Origin of the sequence: Spirulina subsalsa CS-330, from assembly GCF_028330765.1 — a bacterium.
Lineage (GTDB): Bacteria > Cyanobacteriota > Cyanobacteriia > Cyanobacteriales > Spirulinaceae > Spirulina > Spirulina subsalsa_A.
This window is the reverse complement of record NZ_JAQMTY010000017.1, coordinates 19,223-28,063: the sequence shown is the minus strand read 5'-3', so window position 1 is coordinate 28,063 and position 8,841 is coordinate 19,223. Positions and strand designations below refer to the sequence as shown.

The following is an 8,841-nucleotide window of genomic DNA, read 5'->3' as shown; positions in this document are numbered from 1 at the left end:
TGCAGAGGGTTGCTAGGCTCAACGACTAACGCCATTGATTTATCCTGATTTCTCAAATCTGTTAATTCAGATTTAGCCGTAACTTTCTGATTATCCACCAGTAGCTTGGACGGACTAATTCCAAGGAGTTCAAGTCCTTTTATGCCAATATTGACACTTGCCTGATTGTCTGAATCTACAATGAATCCGCAATGAGTCCAAACAAACTTTTCTGGATTCCGACTAGCGGAGTCAACATGACTACAATTCGGGCAAGTTTGGGCTGTATATTTAGGGTTGACTTCTAAAACGATACAGCCAAACTTTTCAGCTACCGACTGTATTTTAAGTTTTAAGTTCTAATCCTTCCCAAGAGAGAGTATATCAAACTATCATACAAAATGGCAAAAATTCAATTAAAGGACTCGCTGTCGCTCGATTTGTTTGTTAGTGCAAATTCATCTCGCCACTAAAAGGCACGTCCGCCGTTACCTTCGGTCACTCTACTCGGACTCGCTTTATAGTAGGAGTCTTCTTTGCACATTAAGATAATCTAATCGAAACGGGAGGATTGACGAGTATTGTTGAAAATGTTTGCCGCCATTGTGATTTTCTCTGTCCGTAATTTTTAATGTGTTCTCAGTAATTACCTGCTATGGCCTTGCCCTCCTTTCTTAACCCCCGAAACCCATTACCCTGGATTGTTGGCGTGGCGGGTGGTGGCATTCTGTTGATCGGCGTGTCTACCTACAACGCGATGCTCGGCCCTGCTGCCACCTTCCTGGAAGAATATACCGTGCTGGCTGAGTCCCAATCCCTCCGCCAACAGGTGTCCGCCAGTGGTACGGTCGTGCCGATTCGGAGCGTCAATATTAGCCCGAACCAAGCCGGAGAACTGAAGCAGTTACTGGTCGATCAGGGGATGCGGGTCGAACAAGGGCAACGTTTGGCGGTGATGGATAATGAGGCCATTTTCACCCAGGGAGCCCAAGCCGAAGCCCGGTTTAAACAGGCGGTGGCGAATTTGCGGGAGGCGGAATTACGCGCTCCGACGGCGATCCAACAGGCGCGGGCGCGGGCGATCGCAGCCCAAGCTCGCCTTGAGGCGGCGCGGGCCCGCGTCCCGACGGAATTTGAACAAGCAAAGGCAGAGGTGCAGGCGGCGCTGGAGCGGCGCGATCGCGCCCAGGCCCGCGTTGAACGCTACACTCTCCCCACTGAACAAGGGGCAATTTCCAACAATGCCTACGATGATGCCCTCGTTGACCTGCGCCGGGCCCAAGCCGATGTGCGCCAAGCCGAAGAAGCCCTGCGCCGCGAAGCCCAAACCGCCCGCCCTGAAATTCAAGAACTCGAAGCCAGCTTCGCCGAAGCCCAAGCCGCCCTCGCCCAAGCCGAACGCAGCAGCCAAGCGGAAATCGCCGGCCAACAGGCCGCCGTGGAAGCCTCCCGCGCTGCCGTGGAAGAAGTGCGCGTCCAGTTTGAAAACACCTTGATCACCGCCCCTTTTGAGGGCATCATCACCCAACGCTTCGCCACACCGGGCGCGTTTGTGACCCCCACCACCTCCGGTTCTGCGTCGGCTTCCTCGTCGGCCACTTCGATCCTCGCCCTTGCGGAAGGGCTAGAAGTGGTGGCGAAAGTCCCGGAAATTGATATTCCCGACCTGGAGCCGGGCCAATTTGTCGACCTGATTGCCGATGCTTATCCGGAGGAGTCGTTTCGGGGTCGGGTGCGGTTGATTGCCCCGGAAGCGATCGTTGAGCAAAATGTCACCTCTTTTGAGGTGCGGATTTTGTTGGAACCGAAGGCGATCGAGGCTCTGTTACCGGGGATGAATGTGGATTTGACGTTCCTCGGTGAGCAGTTGGCGCGGACGGTGGTAGTGCCAACGGTGGCGATCGTCACCGAGGATGGGGAAACGGGGGTGATGGTTCCCGATGCGAACAATAAACCGGAATTTCGCCCGGTGACCCTCGGCAGTAGCCTAGATGATCAAACGCAGATTATCAGTGGTTTAGAGGAAGGGGAGCGGGTCTTTATTGAACTGCCCGAGGAGTATCGGCGGCGCGAGGAGTCCTAGGGGCGTGACACACGTTGATCGGTGGGTTACGGCGGATCGCTGAATTGCATTGATAGCGGGAGTTTAAGCCGCCTAACCCACCCTACTGTTACGGCACACGCTAATTGGTGGGTTACGGCGGATCGCTGAATTGCATTGATAACAGGAGTTTAAGCCGCCTAACCCACCCTACAATAAAATATCATTTTGGCTGTGCCACGACACTACAATGAAATATCATTTTGGCTGTGTCATGGCACTAGGGCGGGGCAAGGGGCTTTAAACCCCTTGTCTCATTTCGTCATGCCTGGCCCTGGGGCGTTACTTGGACAGTTTGGGGGAAGGTGCGATCGCACTTTGCTGGGGTTTCGGCGGCTGGGGCGGTACGGATTCACCCCGCCGTAAGAGCAGGAGGGAGCGATCTGTCAACTCGATTTCATCATCATGTTGGTAGATCGTGCCCGCCGTCAAAAACTGCGGTTGAGTGGTATCAATCACCACCTGCCATTGCCACGGTTGAAGCATTTCAGGAATCGCAAAGTTGAGCGGCTCATGGTGGGCATTGAGCAACAGGAAAAAACTATCCCCGATGATGCGATCGCCCTGCTCATTCACCTTGCCCAGTTCTTCCCCATTCAGGAAAATCGCCAACGTCTTGATATAGCCATGCGTCCATTGCTCATCGGTCATCTCCAGGCCATCGGGGTTAAACCAGCCAATATCCCGGACACCCGAACCATGGATCGCCCGCCCTTGGAACCACTGACGGCGTTGAAACACCGGATTATCATGGTGAAACGCAATCAGGGTTTTCGTAAACTCCAGCAGATCTTGATTCCCCTGAGTCAGCGACCAATCAAACCAAGAAATCTCATTATCTTGGCAATAGGCATTATTATTACCCCCTTGGGTACGGCCCAATTCATCCCCCCCCAAGAGCATCGGAACCCCTTGGGACAACATCAAGGTAACGAGGAGATTGCGCCGCTGCCGTTCCCGCAGGTCTAAAATTTCCGGGTCATCCGTCGGCCCTTCCGCCCCGCAATTCCAAGAACGGTTATGGTCATCTCCGTCCCGATTCTCTTCGCCATTATCCTCATTGTGCTTCTCGTTGTAGCTCACCAAGTCATTGAGGGTAAAGCCATCGTGGGCGGTGATAAAGTTGATGCTCGCACTGGGTTTGCGGCCACTCAGTTCGTAAAGATCGGAACTACCCGTCAACCGAAACGCGAACTCTCCGACGCTGCTTTCCATCCCGATCCAAAAGTCCCGCATCGTGTCGCGATATTTCCCATTCCATTCTGACCAGAGCAGCGGGAAGTTGCCCACCTGATAGCCACCCTCGCCAATGTCCCAGGGTTCGGCGATCAGCTTCACGGTGGAGAGTACCGGGTCTTGGTGAATGATGTTAAAGAATGCCGAGAGATTATTTACATCGTAGAGTTCCCGCGCCAGGGCCGAGGCGAGGTCAAAGCGGAAGCCGTCAACGTGCATTTCTTCCACCCAATAGCGAAGACTGTCGGTGATTAGTTTCAACACCTGGGGATGGCACACGTTGAGGGAGTTGCCGCAGCCGGTGAAGTCCATGTAATAGCGGGGGTCGTCTTCGAGGGTGCGGTAGTAGGACAGGTTATCGATGCCGCGCAGGGAGAGGGTGGGCCCCATGTGGTTGCCTTCGCCGGTGTGGTTATAGACCACGTCAAGGATGACTTCGAGGCCGGCGGCGTGGAGGGCCTTCACCATGGCTTTGAATTCTTTGACCTGTTCCCCGGCGCTGCCGCTGGCACTGTAGCCGGAGTAGGGGGCGAAGTAGTTGATGTTGTCGTAGCCCCAATAATTGTGGAGGTCTTTCCCCACGAGGTGGCCTTGGTTGATGTAGATGTGATGGATGGGGAGCAGTTCGACGGCGGTGATGCCGAGGGATTTGAGATAGGCGATCGCGGCGGGGTGGGCGAGTCCGGCGTAGGTTCCGCGCAGGGCGGGGGGGATGTCGGGGTGAGTTTTGGTGAAGCCTTTGACGTGGATTTCGTAAATGACTGATTCGTGGGCGGGGGTGCGGAGGAGGCGATCGCCCTCCCAGTCAAATTCCTGGTCAACAACGACGCATTTGGGGATGTAGGGGGCACTGTCGAGGTCATTGAAGCCGAGGTCTTCGTCGTCGGTATGCCAGGGATAACTGTAGATCGCTTCGTCGTGGATGATGTCGCCGGCGATCGCTTGGGCGTAAGGGTCAATTAACAACTTATTGACATTGAAGCGATGGCCCTGGGTGGGGAGAAAGCTGCCATAAACCCGATAGGCATAGCGTTGACCGGGCCCCACATCGGGAAGATAGCCATGCCACACAAAGTGATTTTGTTCGACGAGAGGAATGCGGGTTTCATGATCCTGTTCATCAAAGAGACAGAGATCCACTCCTGTGGCATGCTCACTAAACAGTGCGAAGTTCGTACCTGCACCGTCCCATGTTGCACCCAGCGGATAGGATTGGCCGGGCCAAAGCGTGTAATCCATAAGTTATAAAACGTTTTTGAAACCTTTCTTTAAGAATTTACACGATCGCCATCGGTTTCATCGGCTCCCATTGTCACCATTTGCCCAAACAGCCCATCAATCCGTGGCGATCGCCCCCCGAACCCTCCACCGTCGATCGCACCCCACCCCATCCAGTGGACCCCAAAAATCGATACGCTGAAGAGGAACCCCGGTTAACTTCCTGTGTCACTATGGCCTACTTTGTTCGTCTGACTCCGCATCAAGAGCTTGAACTCGTCAACCGCGATCGCCTCACCATGATCACTCTGACCACCAGTTACAGCGGCCAACAACAGGCCCAATCCTCCAGCTACACCACAGGGCCTTGGTTAACGCCCCCGACCCTGTGGCGCGACGGCGATCGCGTCATCCTCCGCATTGAAGGCGACACCCCGTTAATTTTGCACCTCCAGGGGCAAGCGATCGCCTCCCTCGACCGTTTGCCCCCCTTGCCCAATGCGGACGTGATTCCCCTCCAACGCCGCGCCGATCCTGCCCCGATGGAACCTATGGAACCCATGCAACCCATGCAACCCATGCAACCCATGCAACCCATGCAGCCCATGATCATGGGCAATATGACGATGAACCCAATGCAGATGAAAATGGGCAATATGGAACTGCGCATGGACAACGCCACCCCCTCCCCTGGGTCTCCCGCATCCCAAGCCGCGCAATTTTGCCCCCAATGCGGTCACAAAAGTCAAGCGGGCGATCGCTTCTGTCGCGCCTGTGGTCAATCCCTCACCCCCTAAGCACAGCCCCCAACTCACGCTAAAATCACAAAGGCTTATCGTTCTTCATCTCAGCCTGTTATGACCTATTGTTTAGGCGTGATTAACCGCTCTGGGTTAGTCATTGCTGCGGATTCTCGCACCAACGCGGGCGTTGATTATATTTCCGCCTATCGCAAACTCTTCGACTTTTCCTTACCGGGTGAACGCGCTGTCATTCTCTGCACTTCGGGAAACTTAGCCGTTACCCAAAGTATTTTGACCATCATTAAACGGGAAATCAAAGAGGAGCATAAGATCAATCTTCATACCCAAAGCACCCTTTATGACACCGCCTGCTATGTAGGGGATAAAATTCGCCAAGTGCAAGACCGCGATCGCGCCTGGCTCGAACGGGATGGCATTGATTTTCAATGTAATTTTCTCGTCGGTGGTCAAGTCAAAGGTGAAGAACAGCAACTCTATCTCGTCTATGCTCAGGGGAATTGCATTCAAGCCACCCCCGAAACCCCGTTTTTACAAATCGGCGAAACCAAATATGGCAAGCCCATTTTAGACCGTACTCTCCGCTTTGAAACCGATCTTGATGCGGTGGCAAAATGTGCCTTGTTATCCATCGATTCCACGATGAAATCCAATCTATCCGTAGGCCCGCCGATTAATTTGATTATGTACGAACGGGATACCTTTACCGTTCGGCATCGGTTGCAATTGCGCCTCGGTTCGCCCTACCTAGCGAAGATGCGCAAACTGTGGGAAGAATCCTTACGCCATGCCTTTTTAACCATGCCCAATCTTGAATGGGATACGGACGATAATGCCGATGATATTTTGATTGATTAAAGCATTTTGGCGAGAAATTGCTGGGCGCGATCGCTTTTCGGCTGCTTAAAAAACTCATCCGGGGTCGCTTCTTCGGCAATGCGTCCCCCATCGAGGAAAAAGATGCGATCGGCCACTTCCCGCGCAAACCCCATCTCATGGGTCACCACTGCCATCGTCATCCCCGATTCTGACACCACCTTCATCACATCAAGCACCTCTTTCACCATTTCCGGGTCAAGGGCCGAGGTCGGTTCATCAAAGAGCATCAATTGCGGCTCCATGGCCAGGGCGCGAGCGATCGCAATCCGTTGTTTTTGTCCCCCGGAAAGCTTCGACGGATACACATTCGCCTTTTCTGCTAACCCCACCCGCGCTAGCAGATCCCGCGCCTTATTTTCCGCCTCCGCTTCGGGCATTTTCTTCACCTTAATCGGGGCATACATAATATTTTTCAGCACCGTCATATGGGGAAACAAATGGAAATGTTGAAACACCATCCCCACATGCTGCCGCATCGCCATCACATCAGTTTTTGGGTCTGTCATTTCCACCCCTTGAATCATAATCGTGCCTGATGTAGGCATTTCCAGGAGATTTAAACACCGCAAAAAGGTTGATTTTCCCGAACCAGAGGGGCCAATCATCGCCACCACTTCCCCCTGATAAATCTCTGTCGTAATATCCCGCAGCACTTTCAACTCGCCAAACGACTTATAAAGACGGTCAATTTTAACAGCAACGGGCTTCGGTTGTTTGACTAAATCTTGCATGGTTTCTCAGACTTCTAAGGGTGAATGGACTAAGGCGTTTAAACTGGGAATTAGCTACTCTTACGCAGGCGTTGTTCTAGGAATGTTGAGGTGACCGTCAGGATCATCACCATGGCGTAATAAATCACCGTCACAATTAATAACGGTTCAAAGTAAACGTATTTTTCCGCCCCGACAATTTGCGCCCGGCGGAGTAAATCCTGTGCGCCGATGGTCGATACTAAGGTGGAATCTTTCAAGAGGGCGATACTTTCATTCACCAAGGCTGGCAAGATATTTTTAATCGCTTGGGGCAGAATAATATCTAACATCATCGGTTGATAGCGAACCCCTAAAGACTGCGCTGCTTCGGTTTGACCGCGATCGACGGCTAAAATTCCCGCCCGAATCACTTCCGAAATATAGGCCGCAGAGTTGAGGGAAAAGGTGATGATCCCGGCTTGAAATCCGGAAATGTCATACCCCGTCAGTTGAGGCGTTGCAAAGTAAATCAAAGATAGCGTAACCAGTAAGGGTGTACCCCGAAAAACAGACGTGTAGGCCATCCCAAACCAATACAGCGGTTTAAAACTGGAAATCTTACAAAAGGAGAGTAATACCCCGAAAATAAAACCAATAACGGCAGATAATGCTGTGAATTGTAAGGTGACAGCAATGCCCCCTAAAATAAACGGAATTGAGGGTGTAATGCTTTCAAAGTCAAGGCTCAGGGAATTCATTGCGGTTATGGGCTGAGGGGATGAATGGAACAAGATGCACTGTTGAACGTATGAAAATCAAGATCGGGTGAGGATCTTGATTTTCTAGTACTCTGTGGTCTGATGATGTTTAACGGCTGAATTGAAGTCATAATTTGAGAAAATTAAGATGGCTTGATAGCCCTCACCCCCAACCCCTCTCCCAGAGGGCGAGGGGAGCCGATCCATTTTTCCAGTTCCCTCTCCCCTAGGGAGAGGGCTAGGGTGAGGGCTTTCCGGGATCTGGCTAATTTTGTCAGTCAACCAGGCTTTTTGCTCAGATTAATTTTCAATGGGCTTGTTAAACATGCCGACGATCGCAGCAGATGAAATAGGCTGTCAGGCGTGTCACCCTTTTACCCTTATTCTTCAGCAGCTTGCTCGTTGTAATAGTCTTCAAACCATTTTTTGATTAATTTATCGAGTTCGCCACTGTCTTTTAGTTCGGTGAGGGCGGCATCAAATTCTTCGACGAGGGGGGAATCTTTGGGGAAGGCGATCGCAGAACCTGATTCACCATCGGATTCAATCTCAGTGAATTCTAAATCCTCATTGGCGTTGATATATCCTTTGGCGACGGTGTTTTCAATGATTGCAGCATCGATCCGACCGGCTTTGATTTCCTGAATCAATTCACTAATTTTGTTCCGCGATTCAATGGTAAATTTCGCGCCTTCTTCAACCTTAGACTTTGCTTCTTCTTCTTGAATCGATCCGAGTTGTGTTCCGACAGTTTTTCCTTCTAAATCATCGTAGGTTTTAAAGCCCGCACCTTTGGCAGAAACAATTGTGTTTTTGGCATCGTAATAGATTTCCGAGAATGATACGTTTTCTTTACGCTCTTCGGTGGGGGTCATGCCGGCCATGGCAAAATCAGCGCGGCCCGATTGGAGGGCGGGAATAATGCCGTTGAAATCCATATCACTGATTTCAATCTCGTACCCTAGTTTTTCAGCGATCGCATTGGCAATGTCAATGTCAAACCCAATGGGTTCACCCTCACCGCGGGCGGTTTCATAGAATTCGTAGGGGGGATAGTCGGCAGAGGTGGCCATCACTAGGGTTCTATCCGCAGCACTGTCTTCGCTGGCGCTATCGGTTTCCGAGGGAGTGGAGCTACACCCTGCGCCAAGACCCAAAATCAGTGATGCACAGCAGGTGAGGGTAATTAAAAATCGACGACGTTGAATCATGGGGTA

General features: G+C 52.0%; 8 protein-coding genes and 1 pseudogene. 3 read left to right on the top strand and 6 right to left on the bottom strand.

Translation table 11 applies throughout. From position 1 onward, the window contains the following. Positions 1-323, bottom strand: a 323-nt coding sequence (locus tag PN477_RS20790) for a zinc ribbon domain-containing protein (RefSeq protein WP_417158720.1), incomplete at its 3' end; no start/stop codon positions are given. A 311-nt stretch (positions 324-634) separates the two neighbouring features. Between PN477_RS20790 and PN477_RS01135 the strand changes: the two genes are divergently transcribed. After that, a complete protein-coding gene (locus PN477_RS01135) occupies positions 635-2,062 on the top strand; it encodes an efflux RND transporter periplasmic adaptor subunit (protein ID WP_272119146.1) in 1,428 nt (475 codons plus the stop codon). Positions 2,063-2,362: 300 nt separating this feature from the next. Here the strand turns inward: PN477_RS01135 and glgX are convergent, their stop codons facing one another. After that, positions 2,363-4,555, bottom strand: coding sequence for a glycogen debranching protein GlgX (gene glgX, locus PN477_RS01130; protein ID WP_272119144.1), 2,193 nt, complete (start codon positions 4,553-4,555; stop codon positions 2,363-2,365). 29 nt (positions 4,556-4,584) lie between these two features. Beyond that, on the bottom strand, positions 4,585-4,707 hold the full coding sequence (locus tag PN477_RS01125) for a hypothetical protein (RefSeq protein ID WP_272146901.1): 123 nt from the start codon (positions 4,705-4,707) through the stop codon (positions 4,585-4,587). A gap of 60 nt (positions 4,708-4,767) precedes the next feature. Between PN477_RS01125 and PN477_RS01120 the strand changes: the two genes are divergently transcribed. Further along, positions 4,768-5,331 (top strand): zinc ribbon domain-containing protein, encoded by a 564-nt coding sequence (locus tag PN477_RS01120; protein WP_272146900.1) that lies wholly within the window; start codon positions 4,768-4,770, stop codon positions 5,329-5,331. A gap of 60 nt (positions 5,332-5,391) precedes the next feature. Further along, the gene (locus PN477_RS01115; RefSeq protein ID WP_272119140.1) at positions 5,392-6,153 is read left to right on the top strand and encodes a proteasome-type protease; all 762 of its coding nucleotides are present in this window, start codon (positions 5,392-5,394) and stop codon (positions 6,151-6,153) included. Here PN477_RS01115 and PN477_RS01110 read toward each other — a convergent pair. The 3 genes and pseudogenes from PN477_RS01110 to PN477_RS01100 all read right to left on the bottom strand — a co-directional run bounded on the left by PN477_RS01110 (position 6,150) and on the right by PN477_RS01100 (position 8,835). Further along, positions 6,150-6,905 (bottom strand): amino acid ABC transporter ATP-binding protein, encoded by a 756-nt coding sequence (locus PN477_RS01110; protein WP_272119138.1) that lies wholly within the window; start codon positions 6,903-6,905, stop codon positions 6,150-6,152. The two genes, PN477_RS01115 and PN477_RS01110, sit on opposite strands and share 4 nt — an antisense overlap. 50 nt (positions 6,906-6,955) lie before the next feature. Continuing rightward, a pseudogene (locus PN477_RS01105) lies at positions 6,956-7,627 on the bottom strand (amino acid ABC transporter permease); the annotation flags it as partial. Between the two features lie 377 nt (positions 7,628-8,004). After that, positions 8,005-8,835 carry a transporter substrate-binding domain-containing protein gene (locus PN477_RS01100; protein WP_272119134.1) on the bottom strand — a complete coding sequence of 277 codons (831 nt, stop codon included), beginning with the start codon at positions 8,833-8,835 and terminating at the stop codon, positions 8,005-8,007. Positions 8,836-8,841 lie beyond the last annotated feature (6 nt).